Source organism: Pantoea sp. OXWO6B1 (genome assembly GCF_001641135.1).
GTDB classification, from domain to species: Bacteria; Pseudomonadota; Gammaproteobacteria; order Enterobacterales; family Enterobacteriaceae; genus Pantoea; species Pantoea allii.
Genome location: NZ_LWLR01000001.1, coordinates 1,029,865 through 1,054,231 on the forward strand (window position 1 = coordinate 1,029,865; position 24,367 = coordinate 1,054,231).

Here is a 24,367-nt window from a genome sequence, read left to right on the forward strand (position 1 = left end):
CCTCCGTTACTTCACGCCCCAGATGGTTTTGTAATGCGCCTGATAACCGTTTTCGGGATCGTAATTGTTCTGCGGCCCGCCATCGCGGCTAATGTTTTCCTGGGTAATTAAATGCGCGGGCGTCACATAGCCCGAAGGCGGTTGACCGGCGAAGGCGCGGTTAAACTCATCCAGCAACTGCCAGCCGTGCAGTTTTAACGGTTCAGCCACGGTGGCGACCTGGCTTTCCCCATTGCGAATGCGCTGGAAGGCCGAGATGGACCCATCACCTGCGGAGATGTTGTAAGGCGCGTTTTTACCGCCTTTGCCTGCGGTTTTCAGCGCCGGTGCCATAAAGTCGAAATAGAGATCGTTGATCGCCAGCGAATACTGCCAACGGTCGCCGTACTTCTGTAACAGGCTGAAGGTCAGCGACGGCATACGGTTAGAGGTATCGGCCAGTGGGGTATCAATAAAGTCGATGACCTTACACTCGCTGCATTTTTCAATTTCCTGCTTCATCGCATTGGCCTTATCCAGCGCGATTTTATAAAGCGAGTCGGTAAAGATAATGACCTGGGCTTTGCCGCCCGATTTCACCACGGCGTACTGTGCCGCCAGGCGGGCCACTTCGTTTGAGTCCGAGGTAATGTTATCCGTAATGCCGTACTGCTTAATCGGCCCCGGGGCGGGTTCCGCATGCCACGCCATCAGCACAATCTTTTGCTGCACGGCTTTTTTAAGCGGCATTTTGGCGACGTTGGGGTTCCAGCCGCCAATAATGATGCCGTCAGGCCGTTGGGCGATAGCCTGATTCAGGGCAGCGAGCTGATCTTTCACCGATCCCGCGCCGTCCAGCGTATCCAGCTTCCATCCGGCGACTTTCGCCGCCTCGCTCAGCCCCTGTTGCACGCCCTGTACGCCGCCGTTTTTCATATCAGAGGCAATAAAAATCAGTTTCTTATTCGCCTGGAGCTTAGGACCTGTGGTGGGGCCGTCCCAGGTGGTGGCGCTGGACGTGGCTTTGGCGACGGCCGCGGTGGCTTGTTCCAGATAGCTGTCTGCATGTGCGGGCAGAGAGGCTACCAACATGGCAACGAGAGAAAGACCAAATACCGGATTTTTCATAATGAGTTCCCTGGTGTGATGGTTTTTTGCTGTGGGTCAGGTGTGGTCGCTGGCGTGCCCTGACTGCGCACGACGGCTTTTTGGTTCAACATACGGCGACGCTGGGCGTAGCCGGCAAGCGTAATCGACAGCAGCAGCGTGGCACCGTTAAACAAAGGCTCAACCCAGAAGGCCCCGCCAAATTGCTGGATACCGGCGATACCGATAGCCAGAATGGCAATCCCCACCACGGTGCCCCAGACGTTAACCCGTCCCGGACGAATGGTGGTGCTGCCCAGAAAGGCGCCCACTAAGGCAGGCAGCAGGTAATCCATGCCGACGCTGGCCTGGCCGACGCCCTGTTCGGCGGCGATCAGCACGCCGCTAAAGCCGGTAATGACGCTGGAGGCAATAAAGGAGCCAATTACGTATTTATTAACGGCAATCCCGTTGAGTCGGGCCGCTACGGGATTACCGCCCACGGCATACATGCATCTGCCCAACGGCGTATGCTCGGTGACCAGCCATAACACCAGCGCCAGGCCCAGCACATAAAATGCGCCAATCGGGATGCCAACAATTTCCGTGCTGTGCAGGGCACTGAAGGCGTCCGGCAAGTCGCCCACAATCTGTCGTCCGCCGGAGTGCCACAGCGCAATGGCATACAGCACCGTGCCGGAGCCGAGCGTGGCGACAAAGCTGTCAATGTCTGCCAGCGCCACCAGAATACCGTTTAGCAGGCCATACAGCGCTGACAATACCAGCACCGTCAGCACCGCCATCTGCCAGGAAAAACCGTATTCCACCTGCAGCGTAATGGCCAGAATGTGCCACAGCACGATGCCAAAGCCGACGTTCAGGTCGATTTTGCCAACGATCATCGGCAACGTGGCCGCCAGCGCCAGCAGTGCAATTTTTGCCTTACTGGACAGAATCGCCTGCACGGTTAACATCGAGGCAAAAGTGGGGGACAGGACTGAAAACATTAACGCTAACAGCACGCACAACAGCAGTAACCCGTAGCGGGTGAGGATCTGCATCGACCACGGCGCAAAGCCATGCTGGGCAAGGCTGACCCGTTGTTCGAGTGCGGTAGATTTCACCGAGGTTTTAGACATATCGTTTCTCCTGACTGCCTGTTCAGACGGTAGCTAATGGGGCAGCAGAACTGGCTGAGGCCAGCTCCAGTAAACCTGCAAAGGTAACCTGTTCATTTCTCAGTTCACCGACCACCTGGCCCCGGTTAAACACCAGAGCGCGGTTGCAGATATGAGCAATTTCTTCAAGGTCATTGGAAATCACCAGCACCGCCACGCCTTCAGCGAGGGCTTTATTGAGCAGGTGATAAATCTCTTCACGTGCGCCGACGTCCACACCGGCAGTGGGATCTTCAAGAATCAGCAGCGGCGCATTCAGGTGCATCCAGCGTGCCATCACCACTTTCTGTTGGTTGCCGCCGGACAGGGCGCTGATATCCAGGTTCACGTCTTTGGGACGCACATCGAACAGCTGGACTTTCCACCAACTGGCCCCGACCTCAGCGCGGCGACCGTAATGGGACATCAGCCGATGACCGCTGGCGCAAGGATTAATAAACAGGTTCTCGCGCACGCTCATCGACATCACCAGGCTTTCGCCGGTGCGATCGCCCGCCACAAACGAGATGCCCGCGGCCATCGCCTCACGCGGGGAGCGCGGGTGGCAGGGTTGGTCGCGGAAGATAACCTCCCCGCTGGTGGACTGCTTCAGACCAAACAGCATCCGACCAATCTCTTCCTGACCGGCACCGCGCAGGCCTGCCAGCGCCAGCATCTCGCCGGGTTGCAGGCTGAAAGAGACCGGGCCGACTTCATCGATGCACAGCTTGTCCAGCGACAGTACAGGCGGGCGGGCTTCGGGCAGGGCAAGACGCTGATTGCTTTCCAGCGCCTCGCCCACAATCATTTCGACCAGATCGTGAAGCTGGTAATCTGCCGTTACGCCCTCTGCCACGCGTTTACCGTCACGCATCACGCAAATACGGTCGGCAATCTCAATCACCTCATCCAGGCGATGTGTCACATAAATCATGCCTACGTTGCGGCTTTTCAGGCGCTCGATTACGCTAAACAGATGACGCACGTCATTGGCGGGCAGCGAGGCGGTCGGCTCATCCAGCACCAGCACTTCGGCGTTGACCGCCACGGCACGGGCGATGGCCAGCAGCGATTTCTCGGTGCGCGACAGTTCAAAGACGCGGGCATCGGGGTCCAGCTGAATGCCCACTTCTTCCAGGGCCAAACGCGCTCGTTCACGCACCGCCCGCCAGTTAACCAGGCCAAACCGGCGGCTGAATCCCATGACCAGCGCCATATTTTCGGCCACGGTCATCCACTCAATCAGTCCGAGATCCTGATGAATAAACGCAATGGGTTGGGTGGTGGCGGTTTTTAACGCGGCGGCGGATGCCGTGACGTTGCCCTGAAAGGTAATTTGCCCTTCATCACTGGTGTACACGCCAGCCAGCACTTTGATCAGCGTGGATTTACCTGCGCCGTTTTCCCCCAATAGCGCCACGACTTCGCCGGGGAAAACGTCCAGGCTCACATCGTTAACCGCAGCGTTACCGCCGAAGCGTTTAGTGATATGGCTGAGTGTAAGAACCGGTTTATCCGGATGAGGTTGCATTCCTGCCTCCCGTGACGCCTGGTGAGTATCAGCAGCAAGAGCGGCGACCGCTCGTTGCTAATTTCAATATGTGAAATACTATTCCAAAAAATAGTATTCCTGCCGCCGTGGAAAAGCAAAGAAGCAGGGCGGATATTTATTCATAAGAAACAGTAAGTTAAAATATTGTTTTGAATTTGTGATGAACAACGCACTTCTGCCAGGACGGAACAGACCTGTCCGGCCACACTAAAAAAGCGAAAGATTCCCAGCCGCTATGCCATGAGTTAACATCATGCGTTAGCGCGTTCAGGAAGTGAGAAACGGAGAGGATCGGTGGATGGCGGTGAAAGTGGATAAAGCAAAGGAAACGAAGGGCGATAAGCCATTAGGGACACAGAGCCTGTTTCGTGGCCTGCAGTTAATTGAATTATTGAGTAATTATCCCAACGGTTGTCCGCTGGCCCATCTTGCTGAACTGTCTGGAATGAACAAAAGCACCGTACACCGCCTGCTGCAGGGATTGCACAGCAGTGGTTACGTGACACAGGCACCTTCGCCTGGTAGCTATCGCTTAACCACCAAGTTTATTTCGGTCGGGCAGAAGGCGCTGTCGTCGCTCAATATTATTCACGTCGCCGGGCCACATCTGGAAAAACTGAATCTGGACGTGGGCGAAACCGTGAACTTCTCCAGCCGTGAAGATGACCACGTAGTCCTGATCAACAAGTTAGAACCCACGACCGGCATGATGCGTACCCGTGCCTATATCGGTCAGCATATGCCGCTTTACTGTTCGGCCATGGGAAAAATCTTTCTGGCCTGGGGCAGCGAAGAGTACCTGCTGCAATACTGGCAAAATCATCAGGACAGCATTGAGCAACTGACGAAAAATACCATTACCACGCTGCCTGAGATGCAGCGGGAACTTAACGATATTCTTCAGCAGCGCACCGCGATGGATCGTGAAGAAAATGAACTGGGCGTCACCTGTATTGCCGCGCCGGTGTTTGATATCCAGCAGCGTGTCCCTTATGCGGTATCGGTCTCGCTGCCGACGGCGAAGCTGCAACAGATTGGTGCGAAAAACCTGATGGCGAAGGTGGTTGCCACGGCGCAGGCCATTTCAGAGGAGCTGGGTTGCACCGCCTGAGAACGGCCTTTTCATGCTGCCGCCAGCCGCAGGTTGTCACCACGGCGTTATGCTTCGTTTTCGGGCAGCGAGCCGTCCCCGGCACCGAGCGCGCGCTGCATCAGCACCGTATCCAGCCAGCGGCCGTGCTTGAATCCCACTGACGTCAGCGTACCGATCACGCTGAAACCGGCGGCGCGGTGCAGGGCAATGGAGGCTGCGTTGGCGCTGTCACCCACATTCCCCACCATCTGGCGAAAACCACGCGTTTCAGCCCAGTCGATAGCATGGGCCAGCAGGCGTTTACCGATGCCTTTTCCCTGAAATGCCGGATCGATATACAGAGAGTCTTCAAGGGTAAACCGGTAGGCATAACGGGGCCGGTAAAAGCCCAGATAGCAGTAACCACAAACCTGTCCTTCACTCACCGCGACGAACCAGGGCAGCCCGGCGGCGCGAAGTTTTTCCAGTCGGCTGGCTATCTCTGCCTCGTCGGGCGGAACGATTTCAAAACTGCCTGTACCCCGTAAGACGTGGTAGGCGTAAATCTGGTGTATTGCCGGAACATGGCTGTCTTCTGCCAGGATGATTTTCATTTCCCTGTTTCCCTGCCTGTTGCGTTGCAAAAGCGCAGCGGCAGCAGAATATGCATTGCCGCACGCCGCGATCATTAACCGAATCTCTCCCCGGCTTGCAGCACGCAAGCGGTGGGCGCGTTACGCTGCGCACCTCCCCCGGACCCATGGTTCAGTGCGGCAGTGAATATCAAGAAGAATACGCAGGTCAGGCTGACAAATTCCAGCCTCTGTAGGCATCATCAATGGCCTTTTGGCCCTGCAAAAAGCATTTTGGCAGATCGAGGCCCGAGTACAGTGTCTGGTAGCGCCTGCGGTTTGCGGGGGTAATCAACGCGATGTGCTTTATCATTGCCCCTTTCACGCTATCCACCCCGCCCTCAAGCCCGCCCTGGCGGGGGGAGCTGGCGTAGCAACGTCTGAAATAACGCAGCAAACTGACGAGCGTGGATACATCAAGAAGAATGTAGCCGGTTGCCCGCGCCAGCCTTGCGTTAAGACAGTTGGTGTAGTTGCCGTCCATCACCCAGCAATCCTGATGGATGGCCTGATGATGTAAATGCAAAAACTCAGCCTCATCTCTTGGCTGCCAGTCGGTATGGGGCAGGTGATAAAGTTGATCAAGATGAATGGCAGGCAGGGCGGTTTTACGTGCGAGCGCGCTCGCAAGCGTTGATTTCCCGCTGTTAGACGGCCCCATAATACAGATGCGCGGCCCCAGATTCTCAAGCGTTATTAATGCGCTCATGGCGGTGCCCTTCTGTCTGCTGGCCCTGCGGCGGGCGGCTGTGGCGGATTGCACACCGCCAGGCGCGCGGGGCAAAACTCAGGAAGATTATACTGACCCTTCTTTTTCAATCACCAGCACTCTTGCTTCACCCTGCGGATGGGCGACGTGCTCGGTTCCAGTGCTGGCATAAAAAATATCGCCCGTTTCTAAGCGGATTTTCTTTGTTTCTCCCGCTTCCCGATAATGCATGTCTACGCAGCCATCCATGACGGCAAACACTTCCTGACCATCATTGATATGCCATTTATAGGGCTTATCCGTCCAGTGAAGCCGCACGGTGGTGCCCTCAAAATTGGCAATGTCGACGGCACCCCAGGCCTTTTCGGCGGTGAAAGCTTTGCTGATAAACGTTTTCATCTGTTCCCTGCTGGTCTGAACGCATGTGAGGCGAGTTATAGCGCATCAGCCAGGGCGTGACTTGCAAAAAATTGCGGATATTACGGGCAAATGTGGTGGGGAAGGCCGAAACGCCCGCACGGGCGAATCTCAGCAAACGCGGCATGCATGAGGTTCATAGCAGGGCTCGCCTGTCGCCGAATGCAGTAAAACATGCCTGTCGGCTGACGTGAATGAGCCGACAGGCATGAGGCGCAAATCAGAAGTTCACGTTAGCGCTGATGCCGCCGACAAAGGCATCTTTCACCTCACTGACGGCGCCCGGCGCAACCACATATTGCAGGTTAGGACGCAGCTGCAACCATTTGGTCAACTGGGCGTTATAGTAAATTTCATAGTTGTATTCCGCACCCTCCTGAACCGGCAGGTAGGTGGGACTGTTGAAGTCGGTCTGACCGCTGGCGTCATTCTGTTGACGCAGCGCACGGGAATAGGCGCTGTTAACATGAATGCGCGCCGCACCGACACCTATTTCATCCCGCGGACGCGCATCAAACGGCCCTTTCCAGGTGAAGCTAATGGACTGGTAGTTATCGGTTTTAGCGGTTTTGTGATCGTTCATGACCGCCTGCACGCTGACGCCCAGGCCGCGGCTGGCATCGCCACCCTGTGCGGTAAGCTGCTGCTGTAACAGCACATAGCCGCCATAAGCATGATCTTTGTGCTGGTAAGCGCCATCTTGCCAGCTACCGTAGTTGTCGCCATTCGCGGACGAATAGTAGTAGCCGATGCGATAATTACCCGGCAGATTCTCTGGCCCGAAAGTCGGTTTCCAGCCCAGTTCGACCGGCACCAGATTGCCTTCTGAGTTGTTGGTATCAAGGCGGAAACCGTCGCCGCGATCGTAGTTAGCGCGGTTCTGATTGTAGAAACCGACCTGGAAAAATACCTCAGGGGTAAAGTTAACTTTTACCCGTCCGCCCCACTGGGATACCGGCCAGTTAAACCAGCGATCGCCGCGCCAGTTACCGGCCTGACCGCTGCCGAATGCCAGGTTCTGAAACTTGCTGTCAAAGTTATCGAAGTCTTCCCCGACGGTAACCCGGCCGGCTTTAACATTGACTGTGTTATCGAACAGGCCTTTGCTTAACCAGAACTGCGTCAGTCGCCAGGTCTGACCGCGGCCGTAAACTTCCTGCGTGGAGGAGAGCATCCCGGTGCGGCGATCGGCAACCTGATCGGAGATGTTACGGCCATTACGATCGGTGATGGTCACCTGGAACTGCGTATCCTGCCAGTCGAGGAGCTTTTGCAGATCGAAATTGGCACCGAATGCCCACTGATCGCTGTAACGCATCGACGTATTGGTATCGGCTCCGCCGCCAAGATTCGCCGCGCTTTCCATGGTGTAGTTAACGTCGAATTTGATGCCGTCTTGTTCCAGTTGTGTCCGCGAACCGTTCCAGTCACCGAACATATAGGGGGAATCATAGCTAAAGGCATCGGCGGCCAGCGCGGAGGCGCTCAGCATCGCAAACATCAGGCTGCCCGCGGCCAGACGAGGCATAAACTGCACTGCTTTTTGAGTATTCATGATCGTTATTCTTGTGTGAATGACAGTAATTGACCGGGCAGAGGATAGTGCTGGTGAAATGTCAGTTTTTGCAAATCCGTGCGTATATAACCTCAAAACAATAAACGATTAACGCAATTGTGACAGGTCTCTCTGAACGAATATGTTTTTAACAGAAAAGGCATTTAATGCGAGGAAGCATAAAAAAAAGGGATGCCGTAGCATCCCCTTTGACTCAGGCCTTGCTGGCGCGGGAAAGCTCTTCGATTTCTTGCTTACTTAACATCAGTTCCGTGGCCTTGACCAGTTCATCGAGCTGTTGCAGTGAGGTGGCGCTGACAATCGGTGCCGTAATGCCTGGACGCGCAATCAGCCAGGCCAGAGCGACCTGCGTGGCTGAAGCATCATGTGAGGCGGCCACATCTTCTAACGCCTCAACGATGCGCAGGCCGCGTTCATTCAGGTATTTATCCACAATTCCCTGACCGCGCTGACTCTTGGCGGCATCCTGCGGTTTCTTGTATTTACCGCTCAGAAAGCCGCTGGCGAGGGCGTAGTAGTTGATGACGCCAAGATGATTGTCGCGGGCGACCTGCTCCAGCTCACTTTCATAGCCTTCACGGTCATAAAGATTGTATTCCGGTTGCAGGGTTTCATAGCGCGCCAGCCCCTGCTGCTTGCTGATGTCCAGCGCCTCCTGTAACCGCGTTGCGCTGTAATTGGAGGCACCGATGGCCCGCACTTTGCCGGCTTTAATCAGCGCATCGAAGGCATTAAGCGTATCGGCCAGTGGGGTGGATTCGTCGTCACGGTGTGCCTGGTACAGATCGATCACATCCGTTTGCAGGCGGCGCAGTGAATCCTCCACAGCCTGGTGGATATAGTCAGGTTTCAGCCCCTTTTTCTCCGGTGACATTTCGATACCGACTTTGGTTGCCAGGACGATCTTGTCGCGCTTACCGCTTTTTTTCAGCCACTTGCCGATAATGGTTTCTGACTCACCGCCTTGGTTGCCGGGCGCCCAGCGCGAATACACGTCTGCGGTATCGATAAAGAACAGACCTTTTTCTACCAGCGCGTCGAGCAGGGAAAACGAGGTTTTCTCGTCAACCGTCCAGCCAAAGACGTTGCCGCCAAAAGTCAGAAGCGGCACGTTAATACCACTGTTGCCGAGCTGGCGGGTTTTAAGCTGCGTCATAGCATTCTCCTTGGTTAAACGAATCAGGTATGCCTTTCAGCTTAGCAAAGGAAAATCCCCGTTATTTAATTCTGGTTATCAACCTGTGCGGCAGGCTAATGCAATGCGCGCGTGAGGCGGTTGATGACACCGCCTTTTTTGCCTGTTTCAGGCAGAGATGATGACGTGTATTCCTGTCACTTTTTTCTTGATGGGACTGAAGACAGGTAACGCGATAGCGGCCGGTTGGGTGGGCTGCATTGTTATCAGACGGGATCTCAGGCTCATGGTTTTTTTACAGTCTGAAACGCATCTTAACCTCAATGCAAACAATCCCGGCAGACGGCGAGGTGGGTTAAGGCTATAAAAAGTGAGGGCAGGACAACCGTGCCCTTAATGTGATGCATTGGGCATCTGGAGGCGTCGTCGTGCTGCGTAAAACTGCTTTCATGTCGTCAAACCGACGTGGGTTTCTAAAAAACAGCGCCGCGCTCATGCTGGGTGCCGCACTGCCGCTACCTGCTTTGGCGTCTTCTGCGCCCTTTCCCGCCTTAAAAACCGTTGCCGCCGGCCGTCATCTGCTGTTTGGCTTTGCCGTCAGGCCCGACAGTCTGCAATCCGATGCGCGATATCGGCAGTTTGTCGCGAGTCAGGCGAGCATTATCGTCCCGGAAAACGCACTAAAATGGATTGCCGTCCATCCCGCGCGCGATCGCTACGATTTCACCGGCCCTGATGCTATCGCCGCCTTTGCCCGCGAGCAGGGGATATTGCTTCGTGGGCACACGTTCTGCTGGCATCGCGCCCTTCCTGGCTGGGTTCAGGATATTGCCGATCCGACCGAACTGGAAAAGGTGCTGAGGCAGCATATTTTCACCGTTGCGGGCCGCTATCGTGGGCAGATACAAAGTTGGGACGTGGCTAACGAAATCATCAATCCCGCCGACGGACAACCCGGCGGATGGCGCAACAGTTTCTGGTATCAGCGGCTTGGTACGCGTTATATGGATATTGCCTGCGAGGCGCTGCATCAGGCCGATCCCCATGCGGTAATCTGCTACAACGATTACGGGCTTGAAAGCGACGATGCCAATGGGCAGCGAAAACGGGCGGCGGTACTGGCGATGCTGCGCGACTTACAGTCCAGACATATTCCGATTGGCGCGCTCGGCATCCAGTCTCATCTCAAAGCCGGTCCCCATCCCGCTTTTGGGCCGGGGCTGGCGGCATTTATTCGCGACGTGAAATCGCTTGGCCTGAAGGTCTACATCACCGAACTGGACGTGGATGACAGCAGCGTGCCGATGGAGCGCAGACCGATGGCGGTTGCCGGTCTGTATAAACGCTATCTTTCGCTGGTTCTGGAGGCGGGCGTTGCCGCTATTTTAACGTGGGGCGTTTGGGACACGCCGCACCGCACGGCTGCGACACCGAAGGCGGGGGACGCGCTGGCGACCGGGCCACTGCTGTTTGGTAAAGACGGCAGCATTAAAGAGGCCAGTTGGGCGGCGCTTCATGTACTGCGCGAATCACTTCAACACGGGTGACGCGCGTGCGGCTATCCACTGGCGATAACGCAGCGGCGTCATCTCCATCATCTTATGAGAGGCTTAACCGCAGAGCGGAACCTTGCTCTGCGGTTAAGCAATCAGAAGGACTGCCAGTTTTCTGCTGACAGGCCAGCGCTAGTGCTCTCCGCTAAAGGCTTCTTCAGCGATGGCTTACGCAGCACATTCTGACCTGCGGCCGGGGTTCTGCCTGTGTTAAACACCGCTACCGACTGGCGTAACTGCGTTGCCTGATCCTCTAGCGAGGCAGCGGCACTGGCCGACTCTTCAACCAGCGCGGCGTTTTGCTGCGTGACGCCATCCATTTCAGACACCGCTTTACTCACCTGCTCAATGCCGCGCGTTTGCTCGGCCGAGGCGGAGGCAATCTCTGCCATGAGCTGCGTAACGCTGTTAACGGAATTCACAATACTGCCCATCACATCGCCTGCTTCTGAGGCGTGCGTCGAACCACTGTTTACGCGCTGCGTGGACTGGTCAATCAGCGTGCGTATTTCCTGGGCCGCACTGGCGCTGCGCCCGGCCAGGGACCGCACTTCACCGGCCACCACAGCAAAACCACGTCCCTGTTCGCCGGCTCGCGCGGCTTCCACTGCGGCGTTAAGCGCCAGGATATTGGTCTGGAAGGCGATGCTGTCAATAATGCCAATAATGCTGGCGATCTGTTTTGAGCTTTCACTTATCTGTTCAATGTTGGCAATCACCTTCGCGACGATTTGCCCACCCTGCGAGGCCATTACGGAGGCATCTTTCGCCATGGTGGTTGCCTGCTGAGCATTTTCCGCGTTCAGTTTTACCGTTGAGGTGAGCTGCTCCATGCTGGCTGCGGTTTCCTCAAGGGCTGCCGCCTGTTGTTCGGTGCGCGAGGAGAGATCGGTACTGCCGGCAGAAACTTCTGCCGCGCCGGTAAAAATGGACTGCGTGGCATCATCCACAGAGCGGATGGTGACAACCAGCGCACTGCGCATCTCTTCGAGCTGGCGAAGCAGTCTGCCGGTTTCGTTTTGACTCTCACTGGCGATCTCCTGGGTCAGATCACCGGCAGAGATAGCACGCATGTAATCAGTGGCCATGCTCAGCGGTTTCAGCAGCAGGGTTCTCAGACCGCCCCAAACAGTGGCAACGGTGACAAGGGCAATGATCGCGATAATCAGCAACGTCCACAGCATATTGCTGTAGTTGCTATCGTTTTCAGCGGCGATCTGCTTCATTAACTGGTAGTTGGCACTGCGCCATGTCTGATAAGCCTTATCCAGATTATCCTGAGCTTCCTGCGCATCAAGATTCCCGTAACCCTGATAATTATTATTTTTCAGAAAGTCTACTGAGGCGAGCATTGTCTCGTGCATCTTGTTGTAAGCCGCCTCGACATTTTTTGTCACCTCAGCATGCTGACCCGGTAATGCGGGTGCGGTCTTATAAGCCTGGAAATACTCATCAGCTTTATCGGCGGACTGCTTCGCCACCTCCAGCAACTTGGCAATAGACGCCAGTGATGCGGGATCTTTCTGGTTTTTAAGAAAGCGGATCGCCACGCGACTGATCGTCACGCGCGTCTTGATCAGCGTCTGAACGCTGTCGCTGAGTTGTTGTTGTTGCAGCGTAAGTTGTTCCGTGTGCGAAAAATTGCGACCGGCCTGGCTGACAGAGGAATAGAAAAGAAAGCCCGTAATGGTCAATAGCGCACTAAAAAGAAATAACACGGCAACAATACCCGTCGTGATTTTAAGGTTTTTAAGCATTGCAGTAATCCCGGTAAAAGGTGATACAGGTATATCGGTATTAAAATGATTAGCTTAATAGTGACGCGGTAAATAATGTGATCTATGACAGTAACTAAGAAATAAAAGCGGCTTTTCTGAAGAGAGAAGCTGTTCGCGAGCCCCTGGGGGACATCGCCTCAATGATAAAAGGCAGCGCGGCTAAAATGTACCATCAGATACATTATTGTGATCTGAAAATAATAAAAAGGTCTGCAGATTGTGCCCATGCGTCGTTATTTCGCACAACAGAGGCATTTATTTTAATGCGAATATAATAACGCTTTGAAATAATAAGAATGAAAACGTGATGGCCAGCGCTTTTCTCTCACTGGCGTTATCCGTGCAAGCGATGCAGAGGTTAGCGGATGTCAGACTTTATGGCGCAGTGGAGGGCGAAAAATATTCTGCAAGGCTGCCGCGCGGGCGAATGCAGTTTATGACAGGCATTAAAAAACCCGCACAAGGCGGGTTTTTTTCACAACGACTTAACTGCTCAGGCTGTTGCCATCATCGCTATCGTAAGCAGTCGTGAGGGCGTCAGTTGTTACAGTGCAACAACATTGCCAGCTGAAGGACCTTTAGGGCCGTTCTCGATTGAGAACTCCACTTTCTGGCCTTCATCTAAAGTTTTAAAATCGCTGCTCTGGATAGCAGAGAAATGTACGAATACATCTTTGCTTCCGTCCTGAGGAGAAATAAAGCCGAAGCCTTTATCAGCGTTAAACCATTTTACTAAACCAGTCATTTTAGTCGACATAAGAGGTGTCCTTTTCATTTTTGAGCCACACAAGGTGACGAAGATGGCCTGTTTTGCAGATTTTACTTATTGGGCACTTAGGAGGAGGCTCATGAAGAAGGGCATCTGGGAATGACGCTTGAACTGAGGACTGCTTTACTAAAACTGCTTTCATAAGGTCTGTGTTCCAAACCGATGTCGCTACACTATAGAGGTTGAACTTATTAAGCAAGGTTTAATTTTATTTAAGTCATAAAGGCCAGACAGCCGGTTCGAAACCCCGGACAGCTGTTTATCCCGGCGGCGGCCGGTCAGGGGTTTTTGCCTTGCGGTAAGTCGTCACAACCCTTTCTCCGTTTCCTTGCGTTTCTCCCCATCCAGATCAAGAAACAAGAATAGTTATCATTTGTATAATTTGCGTTCTGTTGTTACTGGATCGAATAAGGCTATGCAAATAAAACCACGCACGACCTATCGTATTGGGGGATACCAACATTCCATTCATCCCGCCTGGCGGCAAAAGCTGCTAACCATGGGAATGCTGCCCGGCACGTTGATTGAGGTGGTTCGCGTAGCGCCGTTGGGCGATCCGGTGCAAATCCGTACGCGCCGCGTCAACCTTGCGGTAAGGCAGCGGGATCTGGCTGCCGTGATGCTTGAAGAAATAGACTGATGAAAACCTTGACCCTTGGCCTGATTGGTAATCCCAATACGGGCAAAACCACCTTGTTTAACCAGCTTACCGGCGCGCGTCAGCGAGTAGGGAACTGGGCTGGCGTCACTGTCGAACGTAAAGAAGGGCAGTTTTTTACGGCAACGGCGGATGTGCGGCTGGTTGATCTGCCCGGCACCCGTTCGCTCACCACGCTGTCGGCGGATGGCTCTATTGATGAGAGCATTGCCTGTCGCTACCTGTTCGACGATCGTGCCGACCTGATTGTGAATGTGGTCGACAGCTCGAACCTGGAGAGCCATCTTTTCCTGACGTTTCAACTGCTGGAGCTGGGTGTTCCCTGCATTGTGGCGCTGAATATGCAGGATATTGCGGCCAGCCGGCACATCCACATCGATGTCGCCGCGCTCTCAGCCCGGCTGGGCTGCCCGGTCGTTACGCTGACGTCCACGCGTGCCGAAGGACTCGCTCATCTCAAGGCCGCCATTGATGACTGGCACAAAGCGATAGCGCCACTGCCGGTGGTTTATCCGCCCGCTATTGAGGCAGCGATTTTACGCCTGCGCGCCATGATGCCTGATGATATCCATGTGCAAAAACAGCGCTGGCTGGCGTTACAGCTGCTGGAAGGTGATATCAACAGCCGCCAGGTTTGTCCCGCAGTCGTGCCACATTTGGCCGAGATTGCCCAGGAAGCCGGTGGTGATCCGGCAATGGTCATCGCCGACTGCCGTTATCAGGCTATCAGCGCCCTCTGTGCCACCGTCAGTAATATTCAGCAGTCAATGCCAGGCGCGCTGACCGAAAGGCTGGACAACATCGTGCTCAACCGATGGTCAGGTGTGCCGGTTTTCCTGGGCGTGATGTACCTGATGTTCGTACTGTCGATTAATATCGGTGCCGCACTACAACCGATATTTGACGGCGGCTCGGTGGCGCTGTTTATCCATGGAACGCAATGGCTCGGCTATACCTTTCATTTTCCCGACTGGCTGACCGTGTTTCTGGCGCAGGGAATCGGTGCTGGCATCAATACGGTGCTGCCGATTCTGCCTCAGATAGGGCTGATGTATCTGTTCCTGTCTTTTCTGGAGGACTCCGGTTATATGGCGCGTGCGGCGTTTGTTATCGATCGCCTGATGCAGTCGCTGGGCTTACCCGGTAAATCCTTTGTTCCCTTAATCGTCGGCTTTGGCTGCAATGTCCCCTCTGTGATGGGCGCCCGTACCCTGGATACACCCCGTGAGCGCTTACTCACCGTGCTGATTGCGCCCTTTATGTCCTGCGGCGCTCGCCTGGCGATTTTCGCCGTGTTCGCGGCGACGTTCTTTGGGGCTTACAGCGCCAGCCTGGTCTTTTCCCTGTATGTACTGGGCATTGTTGTCGCCATTGTCACCGGGCTCATCCTGAAAAACACGCTGCTACGCGGCGAGGCTTCTCCGTTTATTATGGAGCTGCCCGTCTACCACCGGCCCCATCTGAAAAGCCTGCTGATCCAGACCTGGCAGCGGCTGAAAATGTTTATCATACGGGCCGGGCGGGTCATTATTCTGGTCAGCATGGTTATCGGACTGCTGAGCAGCTTTTCGTTTAACGGCTCGACGGTGGACAATATCAACGCGTCTGCGTTGGCTTCTGCCAGCAAGATCGTGACGCCTGCGCTGCGGCCAATCGGTGTCACCCCAGACAACTGGCAGGCTACCGTGGGGCTGGTCACCGGCATTATGGCAAAGGAAGTGGTGGTCGGAACCCTGAACAGTCTCTATGTCGGTGAAGATGTGCAAAGCGGTGACTTCGACCCGCAGCACTTTGATCTGCTGGGCGAACTGGGTGATGCGCTGACCGCAACCGGCGACAGCCTGAAAGCGGCATTTAGCCTCACCGCGCTGGCAAACCCCATTGAAGCCAGCAAAGGAGACAGCGAGATCAGCGCCAGCCAGATGGGCGTGATGAGTGCGAAGTTTGGCAATGGCTTTGCCGCTTACAGCTACCTCATCTTTGTGCTGCTCTATGTCCCTTGCGTGTCGGTTATGGGTGCGATTGCTCGCGAGGCAGGAAGAAACTGGATGCTCTTTTCGTTTTTCTGGGGCTTAAACGTGGCGTATTCCGTTGCCACGTTGTTTTATCAGAGCGTCAGTTTCCACCATCATCCGGGGTTGAGTTCGCTCTGTCTTATCAGCGTGGTGATGGTGAACAGCGTGGTGTTTGTTCTGCTGCGACGGTTTAGTGGGCGCGTAAAGACGGTGCCTTTTACTGGCACGACAACGGCGCGGGGATGTGGCGGCTGCCACACATGCACCGGGCAACGGCATCGCCGCTAGATTCTTTATATTTGATACCGCCGGATGCCCTGAACCCGCATCGCTGTGACAGGATGACGCGAGGCGATGCGCGCGGGCAAACGCCGGGTGAATATCGCTGTGAACTAAAAACACGCCGAGCGCGCTTACCGGCCAGCAAAGCCAGGTTGGGTCGGCAATCTGCCCGTATTCACCATAGAGGTAAAATCCGCATTGTTCCCTGGCGTGGTTTTGGGCACACAGGGCACTGAGCCAGATGCGCGTGGCAAGAAAAATGCTTTCATCATTGCGCGGCTTATGCAGGAAAGCGTATTCCTTATATCAATATCAGGAATCGTTAACACGGAAAGATATCCATAAACTTCGACGCAATAAACTTAAACGTAAATTAAACACAATGGCTTCTTCTGGTTTATATATTTCTTTTTAGTAGACTTTGCGTGTTTTTAGGTAAAGGTATTTTGCAGCCATGAAATCCTTATTATAAGGATATTCTTATTAATGGGCCTGCACTGCGGCATTCCCGCCTTGTGATGATGATAAATACTGCCTGGCGTTCGCGTTTCCACGCTGTTTGCAGAGCCTGCTTATTGCTAAAGCGATCCGCATCTGAGTAGAGTATTCCCCCTGTTTTCTGTTTATTTTTAAAGGCCATTTTAGCGGCAATGCAAATTACAGAATACTCTTAGTTTATCGATTAATTCATTGTTTTTATTTAATTTTTACTCGCGATAAAACAGGGTAAACATTTTGATACAAAAATTGACGATGTGCATACATACGACTGATTTAGAGTAGCGAAAAATTTGTACAAATAAAAATTTTTGGGACTAACTGGCACTCTCTTTTGTATTTCACTTTAATAAATATGTCACACCAGAGGTTATATGAATAACGATAAACAAGTCCCTTTAGTGTCATTTATTGTGCCTGTTTATAACGGTGCGGCATTTATTGAACGTTGTGTTGAGAGTATTCTTAAGCAGCCTCAGGCTGAGCGCTGCCAGGTGATTCTGGTGAATGATGGGTCCAGCGATAATTCACTTGAGCTGATGAATAAATACCAGAATTATCCTGGGGTTTTGATTATCAATAAGCCCAATGGCGGTGTTTCTTCGGCGCGTAACTGCGGACTGGACGCCGCACGCGGTACATTCATTTCTTTTGTTGACGCTGACGACTTCCTGCCTCCTGCGGTTCTTGATACCTGGCTTACGCTTATGAAGGATGATGTGGTTCTGGCCGTAGGCGAATCACGTACCTTTTCTCATGACGGAAAGCCGCTTTCTGAGGTAACAGAAGCCGATTCTCAGCGCAGTATGTCTGCCGATAAGGCGATAAGTGAACTGTTGTATCACACGCCGAAGCACGGCATCTGTGACAAATTTTTCCGCCGGGAAATCGTGCAACAGCAGCAATTGCACTTTCGTGAAGATATCTTTAACTTTGAAGACCTGCTGTTTGTGATCGGCTATCTGTCCGCCGCGAACCCCGGGCAGGTGGTGTTTAGTCGCCGTGTGGTTTACCACTATGTCGAGTCCAGAAATTCCGCCACACGTTCCGAGCTTAAAGAAAAACACTTTACCTATGTACGTGCTTTTGCCGGGATAAAAATGTTGCTGCTGCCCCCACAGGAACGCCTTTACTACTTTTTATTCCTCAAAGTGACCGCTTCGCATATCTACAAGGCGTTGCACAGTGAGGAGTTCAGCGCTGCGTTTGTCAAGCAGTACATCGATCTCTATCGTCAGAACTATCGTGCTTATTGCGCTGCCGGCATCATTCCAAATGCATGGAGCCTGTATTTCACCTTCTTCTTTCTGTCGCCGCGGCTGGTATCCGGGTTGCGCCACGTCGCACAGAATGTGTTGAGGGGCCGGTCGTGAAACAGAAGCTGCAAAACTCGTTGTGGATGATCATTGAGAAACTGGTTGCCGTCTTTGGGCTGATGTTCGTCACGTCCTTCGTGGCGAAATACGTGGGGCCTGTCACCTTTGGCGTCATCGCGATTTCAATGCTGATCTTTCAGTTTATCCAGTCGGTTGCCATGATGGGCTGCGATGTGATTCTGCTGAAGCGTATCGCCCAGAATCACCGCTCGGGCATCCGGCTTATGGTGCCTGCAGTCATATTAGTCTTTGCCATTTACTGTGTGCTGTCGGCGATAGGCATCATCGTGATGCGCGAGGAGATGAATGCGCAGGCCTTTATCTTTATCTGTGCTGCTGCCTTAGCCTGCCTGTTTTCAGCTATCGACCTGATTAACATCTATAACGAGGCGGTTTTAAATGCGAAGCTGAACGTGATCGCTAACCTGACCGGGCTGCTCATCAGTTTAGGCATTCGCTATGGGATTTCTTATTACCAGCTAGCCCCAGAGTTGCTGGCGATTCCCATTGTGCTGGCCACCTTTATTCCTTTCCTGATTAAGATCTGCGTGTTTGGCTGGTATCACCGACGATCTCAGGTGCGGCCGCCGCTTCCTAAGCTGAGCCATATCCGGCGTTACAGCCGCTATATTCTTCAGGCCGGACGGTCACTGGTGCTGTCGGTGATTGCGATTACCATCTATACCCGACTCAACCAGCTCAGCGTGTCATGGTTTTTAGGCCTCAAAGAGGCGGGCATTTTTTCGGTGGCGATGACGCTGTCGGTTGCCTGGGTATTTTTACCCAATGCGCTGTTGGCGTCTTTCTATCCGGCCCTGTTTGCCGAGCGCGATCCTGAGGTGGCTGTGATACGCGCCCAGAAACTGCAGTTACTGGTCATTGCCGTATCCGTAGGAGTTATCCTTGGCATCGCACTGGTGGGGCCCTGGTTTATTGAGCATTTCTACGGTGCCGCTTACACCGAAGCGATAGCCCCGATGGTGTTGTTGAGTATCGGTGCCATGTTTGGTGTGTTAAGCAGCGTGATGGATCGCTTTATCATCAAATACAACGGCTACCGTTATCTGATCAAAAAAACGTTCTGCGTATTGGCGGTTTGCCTGGTGACGACGGTGACGTTGGTGCCCATGTTCGGCATCACTGGCGGGGCAATAAGCGTGGTGGTCACGGAGTTTATGGCTTTTACCGTCCTTAATTACTTTTTCCGCGGTCAGCCAATGATGAAGATTCATAAAATCTTCATCCAGCCGGGGAAATTATGGTTTCTGATTAACCGCACCCTGTTTTCTGGCCGGTAAGTTAAGTTTTTATGAAAGGTATTATTATTTTTGAGAAATAATACCTTTCATCATATTGAAATATATTCATTGAGATTTACTTTCCCCGTCGATTATCTGTAGGCTTCAGATAAATATTATTTTTTATAATCCTGCAAACCTGCGGGAGGCGGACGCATGCCTTTATTATTTCATTCATTATTTTATCTACAGTATTTAATTAAGGATAATGACTGATCTTCGTTGCCGGAATTATACCTGTTTACAGTCAGTTTAATTTAGCGCTTTTATACTGTGATCGTGGATTTATAAATAATTAAAAAGCTCATTTTCTCCGGGGTGAAAAGGAATGAAGGCGACTTTATAACGCCGATTTTCCTCTGCCTGATAATGCGATGATGTATGCTGGTTACGAGGTTTTGAAATGAATGATAAATATTTATTCAGTATAATAATACCGGTTTATAATGCCGAGAAGACGATTATGCGTACCCTGCAGAGCCTTTTCCTTCAGACATTTAAAAATTATGAAATTATTGCAGTTAATGATGGCAGTAAAGATAACTGCGCTGCGATCCTTGATGAGTTCAAACAGTACAATAATTTTAAAGTAATCACGCAGAATAATGCAGGCGTCAGCGTCGCGCGTAATAGCGGACTGGAAGCGGCATCGGGCGACTATGTCATTTTTATTGATGCCGATGACTGGGTTGACGATGATTTTCTTGCCATATTTCATCAGCATCTTTCCTCCGGCATTCCACAACCTCTTGATTTGATGGTAGGGAACCTCAAGTGCGATCGCGTGGGCGATCTGTCGACCTACGGCTATTTTGATCAGCAGGGTATTCCCGACGTTCTGGGTGAAATCGAGTTGAGTGATAATATTGGTTATCTTCATAACAAGTGTTACAGAAGAAAAATTATCGATGATTGTGGTATTCGCTTCACGAAAGGCATTTCGATGAGTGAAGATCTCCTGTTTAATCTTAACTATTTCTACTATATCGATAACCTGTTTGTTTTTGACAGTGCCTCCTATCACTATGATGATGTAGAGAACTCGCTTTCAAAGAAACGCGTACTTTATGAGGAGCTGCTGGATCGTAAACGCTACCTTACCGACCTCTATGAAAGGCTGCTGGTGAAGTATAAAAACGGCGATATGACCCGTTTTTCTACAGGAGTAACCAAACGCAAGCTGACGCTGGATATGCAAATCGTAACCGCAATGTACTACACCACGCTGAATATTAATGAGGTTCGTAATAGCATCAAGCGTATCAAAGAGAAGCGTTATCCTGAGAATGTCCTGGGGCTGTTAAACAGGAGCGAGAAAGTGAAATATCATGTGATGAACGTGAATGCCAGAGCGGCCTATCTGGTGCTGTATATGCTTTTCAGATTGCGTTTTTTTTAAGATTTAGACTGTAGCCTTTTTATTATTACATGTCCGGCCTCCTGGTGGAGGACGGAGCACATTGTCCTTTAATTTTTTCGTCACTTTTGAGCTCTCCGGCTCTCCAGACATCGGGCGCTGTTTTCCGGCGTCAGTTTTGTCAGGACATGCATAAGACCGCTAGCTGTTGAATGCTGTCAGCCAGCGCTCTGTGATTTTCACGGGGCCAGACAGTGTTCTTGACCGATATAAAAAACTGTCTTGCAGTTCGTAACGTCCGGTTGAAATGAATCGCTACGGTTTTAACAGACACCTCTGGATCATTTTAAATGACTTAAAGAGAGGTGCCCATGAGCGGTAATTGTTATCCAGAAGCGTTTAAAATTGAAGCCGTGAAACAGGCTGTTGATCGCGGCCATTCTGTTTCCGTGTGGCATCACGTCTCGATATCATGACCCACAGTCTTTACGCCTGGATAAAGAGGTAAGGTCAGGATTCTTCCGCTAATAATGAGCAGTCAGAATTTAAATTAATAATTCTAAATTTAATGCATGAAGAGAGTGTTTGACAGGTTGGAATGAATTTCGGAAGTATAAAACAATCCCTTTAATTATTATTCAATGAAAAAATATCAAAAAAAACAAAGAAGTGCCTGCACTGGCAATCATTCAGATGAAAATTAATAGCAGGCTATGTAATTTTTTGTAAGTTTTCCGCTTGCATTAACCCTAAAAAAAGCATAAAAAGGTTACAATTTAGCAACATTCGATAAGGTTTTAAATTTACACACGTGATCGCTTTCACTTCTGTCTGGAGAGGGAAATGAAAAGACTTTCTGTGTTGTTAACCATAAAATCTCTAAGTGGATGTGCAGGATCACCCCTTGGTAATTTAATTATGAATCAACGATACCAGATAAGTTCGGATATCGCTGCATCATGGGTAGGGGCATCGGCAGATGACCTTGTTATGTCATGGGGGCCACCACAAAACAGCGGAACCCTGAGTAACGGTAGCAGCATACTGGCTTACCTGTACAGGTGGCTATTAAATGGCAGCGACTCAACCACATGGAATTATATTCCTGAATATGCAACCTGCGTTCAGCGTTTTCTTTTTGAAAATGGCCTAATAACCAGATGGTGTTCTTCTGGCTATTGTCCGAAAAAACCTGAAGGTGCGGAGTTGATTCCAAACACATCGGTGACAAGATCAACGCTTTAAAGCTACCTGATAATAAAATTGATATCAAATAAATTTGTCATGCCAGATTTAGTTGATATTAACTTTCATTGAAGTTTTATGGTAAAAATACTTGAAGGTTAAAATGAAAAAAAACATAAAAAACATTCAATTATGCTTTATAAAAAAGTCACCGAAAACTGTTTCCAACAAAAGCATAACGGTCTTCCTTTCAGCGCTAATCGCTTTTAATTTTTGTTTTTTTTCTGGCGGTAGTGCTTATGCCCAGTCTGCTGCAATATCTTCTGCCACAGATAATCAAGAAGATTATGAAGAAAACAGTGACAAAGCTTCTAATTCAGATAGTAGTGCCCTGGCGCTCCCTACAATGCATGTGGTACTTGAATGGGAGTGGTTGCCAAATGGTGAAAATCTTGCACGTAAGAATTATCAAGTGAAACTCGATGCCTGCAAGGGTTCCGGCATGCCTTTCAAAGCGCTCTCGTCACAAGATGAGGCCCGACTGGGTAAGGGAGAGGTAGAGATATTCATTGATGGACATCGTCAGGTTGCTAAGGAAGTAAACTGGACGATGAGCGCTGAAGGTGAGGATGCTCAACATGCCTGTATGATTACACTCGCAGAACACACAGACCAAAACGAAGTTAAAGACGCTGCAGATGAAGGAATGTATCAGGCTATCGACAGCGACAGTCGTATTCAAAATCATCAGAATGCCCAGTCTGTCGGCTGGAAAATAGCGGGAGAAAAGCAATACAAAGGTGTTCCCTGTACTGCCTGGAGTAATGGTAAACAGGACGTCTGTATGTGGTCAGGTGGATTAAAATGGGGTTTTGATGATTCTCCAATGAATACAGAGGGGTGTTCTGTAAGCACTGCCGGTGATTTTCTCACTTCTATACCTATAGACGCGAAGCCTTTAAACGGTGCAAGCGGATGTTTATTCAAACTCAAGACATTTGACCTTAACAAAAGCTAACTCACCTTTTTATCGATTCATTAAAGCGGTCAGTCATTCACAACTCATGGAGAAAAAAATGAAAAGCATCATGGTTCTTTTCACAATAATGTTCGTATTGACAGGATGTAGCACATCGGGTGGAGAGGATAAATTTAGCCGCACTTATGTTTCATCCCATATCATAGCCAAAAAAACTACACAGGCTGAAGTCAAGGCGCTTTATGGCGTACCTGACGATCAAAGTTCATCCTCAGATGGTTCGGTCAGCTGGCGTTATAGAAAAGGTGGAAACTTAAGTACTGCGTCAAGCGTCTTAGGATATATTCCGGGCGTGAGTGCCCTCTCAAGCGCCGTTGGAATGGCTTCGAGTGCGCAAGGTGCCTCTGAGTCAATGACAAAAGCATCCGGCAAACTGACTGGTAATACAGAACAGCATGGTGATTACTTATCGATATGGTTTGATAAAAACAACGTTGTAACGGATTGGTATTTGTAAAATTTGCAGTTAAGGAGTGGGGGGATTTAATCTCCCCCTCTTTTTTAAGTTTTTATTGCCGATGCGTTGTTAATAGCTTTCTTTTTCTGTGAGTGATTGAGTCAGAATGGATTAAATCGTTAGCACTATGGCACTGCGCCACTTCTGTCAGATTTAATCTTCTCAATATATCTTTAATGTCTGATCCTGATCCCCAGTTTATCTTTTATATCCAAGAGTTATCGGTTTCTATCTGGCCGCATTAAATGTATCTGGCAGGGAATAAAATACAATGCTCTCCCGTCCATCTTTAGTAATGCGTCCGGACCACGTTCAAATACATATTAGACTCTTTTCTTTAAATGGCTGAAATTACGAACGCTCAGAGAAATAACAACGCTGGTGAAAGATACCCAGACGCTTTTTGTGAAAACCTGGAATGACTATTTCAGTTAAAACGGTAAAGTTCGACGACAGCACCATGTGGGTTGAGCTGAGCGATGGAAGACATATGGGTGTGCCACTGGTTTGCTTTCCAAAATTTCTCAACGCATCAGAACACGAGAGAAACGACTTCGAGCTGAGTAAGCGTGGTATTCACTGGGATGCACTCGATGAAGACATTTTGGTGGATGGTTTACTGTCGGGTCGTAGAGATGTTAAACATGCTCCCATTTACGTTGATTGAAACTAAATGAACTCAGGTGCAAGCTTTAGCTGGCACTTTTTTGTGAGTTGTTCGATAAAAACGAAGCAGAGCGAAGATTCTTAAGCTGATTTGGTGCCGTAATTGTAATTTTCATGTCTT

At 51.2% G+C, this 24,367-nt stretch carries 21 protein-coding genes and 1 pseudogene; 12 read left to right on the forward strand and 10 right to left on the reverse strand.

Translation table 11 applies throughout. The annotated features are described in order from the left end of the window. Nucleotides 1-6: 6 nt before the first annotated feature. Genes A6A26_RS07055 through A6A26_RS07065 form a run of 3 tightly spaced genes read right to left on the reverse strand, consistent with a single transcriptional unit; the run spans nt 7 to nt 3,753 of the window. Entirely contained in the window at nt 7-1,107 is a 1,101-nt protein-coding gene (locus A6A26_RS07055) for an ABC transporter substrate-binding protein (protein ID WP_063878085.1), read from the reverse strand. Then, nucleotides 1,104-2,204, reverse strand: coding sequence for an ABC transporter permease (locus A6A26_RS07060; RefSeq protein WP_063878086.1), 1,101 nt, complete (start codon nt 2,202-2,204; stop codon nt 1,104-1,106). Before A6A26_RS07060 ends, A6A26_RS07055 begins: the two co-directional genes overlap by 4 nt. 22 nt (nt 2,205-2,226) lie before the next feature. After that, nucleotides 2,227-3,753, reverse strand: a complete 1,527-nt coding sequence (locus tag A6A26_RS07065; protein ID WP_063878087.1) for a sugar ABC transporter ATP-binding protein — start codon at nt 3,751-3,753, stop codon at nt 2,227-2,229. A 319-nt stretch (nt 3,754-4,072) separates the two neighbouring features. Here A6A26_RS07065 and A6A26_RS07070 point away from each other — a divergent pair, with 319 nt between their 5' ends. Beyond that, complete coding sequence (locus A6A26_RS07070; protein ID WP_063878088.1) at nt 4,073-4,885, forward strand: IclR family transcriptional regulator; 813 nt, start codon at nt 4,073-4,075, stop codon at nt 4,883-4,885. A 47-nt stretch (nt 4,886-4,932) separates the two neighbouring features. On the opposite strand, the gene A6A26_RS07075 is transcribed toward A6A26_RS07070, so the two are convergent. From A6A26_RS07075 to A6A26_RS07095, 5 genes are all read right to left on the reverse strand, one after another. Then, the gene (locus tag A6A26_RS07075; protein WP_063878089.1) at nt 4,933-5,460 is read right to left on the reverse strand and encodes a GNAT family N-acetyltransferase; all 528 of its coding nucleotides are present in this window, start codon (nt 5,458-5,460) and stop codon (nt 4,933-4,935) included. Nucleotides 5,461-5,647: 187 nt separating this feature from the next. Then, complete coding sequence (locus tag A6A26_RS07080) at nt 5,648-6,187, reverse strand: P-loop NTPase family protein (protein WP_063878090.1); 540 nt, start codon at nt 6,185-6,187, stop codon at nt 5,648-5,650. An 87-nt stretch (nt 6,188-6,274) separates the two neighbouring features. Continuing rightward, nucleotides 6,275-6,586 carry a cupin domain-containing protein gene (locus tag A6A26_RS07085; RefSeq protein WP_063878091.1) on the reverse strand — a complete coding sequence of 104 codons (312 nt, stop codon included), beginning with the start codon at nt 6,584-6,586 and terminating at the stop codon, nt 6,275-6,277. Between the two features lie 238 nt (nt 6,587-6,824). Further along, nucleotides 6,825-8,159, reverse strand: a complete 1,335-nt coding sequence (locus A6A26_RS07090) for a carbohydrate porin (protein ID WP_063878092.1) — start codon at nt 8,157-8,159, stop codon at nt 6,825-6,827. A 214-nt stretch (nt 8,160-8,373) separates the two neighbouring features. Further along, entirely contained in the window at nt 8,374-9,336 is a 963-nt protein-coding gene (locus A6A26_RS07095; protein WP_063878093.1) for an aldo/keto reductase, read from the reverse strand. 407 nt (nt 9,337-9,743) lie between these two features. Here A6A26_RS07095 and A6A26_RS07105 point away from each other — a divergent pair, with 407 nt between their 5' ends. Continuing rightward, nucleotides 9,744-10,862: an endo-1,4-beta-xylanase gene (locus A6A26_RS07105; RefSeq protein WP_253851873.1), complete on the forward strand. Its 1,119-nt coding sequence runs from the start codon at nt 9,744-9,746 to the stop codon at nt 10,860-10,862. 101 nt (nt 10,863-10,963) lie between these two features. Here A6A26_RS07105 and A6A26_RS07110 read toward each other — a convergent pair whose 3' ends face one another. Together A6A26_RS07110 and cspA are read right to left on the reverse strand one after the other, a co-directional pair. Continuing rightward, nucleotides 10,964-12,625, reverse strand: a complete 1,662-nt coding sequence (locus A6A26_RS07110) for a methyl-accepting chemotaxis protein (RefSeq protein WP_063878095.1) — start codon at nt 12,623-12,625, stop codon at nt 10,964-10,966. A gap of 565 nt (nt 12,626-13,190) precedes the next feature. Continuing rightward, nucleotides 13,191-13,403, reverse strand: coding sequence for a transcription antiterminator/RNA stability regulator CspE (cspA, locus tag A6A26_RS07120; protein WP_014606872.1), 213 nt, complete (start codon nt 13,401-13,403; stop codon nt 13,191-13,193). A 427-nt stretch (nt 13,404-13,830) separates the two neighbouring features. On the opposite strand from cspA, the gene feoA reads away from it, so the two are divergent. From feoA to A6A26_RS07160, 10 genes and pseudogenes are all read left to right on the forward strand, one after another. After that, nucleotides 13,831-14,055, forward strand: coding sequence for a ferrous iron transporter A (gene feoA, locus A6A26_RS07125; RefSeq protein WP_063878097.1), 225 nt, complete (start codon nt 13,831-13,833; stop codon nt 14,053-14,055). Further along, nucleotides 14,055-16,376: a Fe(2+) transporter permease subunit FeoB gene (gene feoB / locus A6A26_RS07130; RefSeq protein WP_063878098.1), complete on the forward strand. Its 2,322-nt coding sequence runs from the start codon at nt 14,055-14,057 to the stop codon at nt 16,374-16,376. Before feoA ends, feoB begins: the two co-directional genes overlap by 1 nt. 866 nt (nt 16,377-17,242) lie before the next feature. Further along, on the forward strand, nt 17,243-18,241 hold the full coding sequence (locus A6A26_RS07135; RefSeq protein WP_063878099.1) for a glycosyltransferase family 2 protein: 999 nt from the start codon (nt 17,243-17,245) through the stop codon (nt 18,239-18,241). After that, nucleotides 18,238-19,542 (forward strand): oligosaccharide flippase family protein, encoded by a 1,305-nt coding sequence (locus A6A26_RS07140; RefSeq protein WP_063878100.1) that lies wholly within the window; start codon nt 18,238-18,240, stop codon nt 19,540-19,542. Before A6A26_RS07135 ends, A6A26_RS07140 begins: the two co-directional genes overlap by 4 nt. 403 nt (nt 19,543-19,945) lie before the next feature. Further along, nucleotides 19,946-20,941, forward strand: a complete 996-nt coding sequence (locus A6A26_RS07145; RefSeq protein WP_063878101.1) for a glycosyltransferase — start codon at nt 19,946-19,948, stop codon at nt 20,939-20,941. A gap of 329 nt (nt 20,942-21,270) precedes the next feature. Further along, a pseudogene (locus tag A6A26_RS25390) lies at nt 21,271-21,404 on the forward strand (transposase); the annotation flags it as partial. Nucleotides 21,405-21,742: 338 nt separating this feature from the next. Continuing rightward, a complete protein-coding gene (locus A6A26_RS24675) occupies nt 21,743-22,144 on the forward strand; it encodes a hypothetical protein (RefSeq protein ID WP_074180989.1) in 402 nt (133 codons plus the stop codon). A 103-nt stretch (nt 22,145-22,247) separates the two neighbouring features. Then, nucleotides 22,248-23,102, forward strand: coding sequence for a hypothetical protein (locus tag A6A26_RS07150; protein WP_063878102.1), 855 nt, complete (start codon nt 22,248-22,250; stop codon nt 23,100-23,102). Nucleotides 23,103-23,160: 58 nt separating this feature from the next. Beyond that, complete coding sequence (locus A6A26_RS07155; protein WP_063878103.1) at nt 23,161-23,580, forward strand: hypothetical protein; 420 nt, start codon at nt 23,161-23,163, stop codon at nt 23,578-23,580. A gap of 418 nt (nt 23,581-23,998) precedes the next feature. Further along, nucleotides 23,999-24,247 carry a DUF2442 domain-containing protein gene (locus tag A6A26_RS07160; RefSeq protein WP_063878104.1) on the forward strand — a complete coding sequence of 83 codons (249 nt, stop codon included), beginning with the start codon at nt 23,999-24,001 and terminating at the stop codon, nt 24,245-24,247. Nucleotides 24,248-24,367 lie beyond the last annotated feature (120 nt).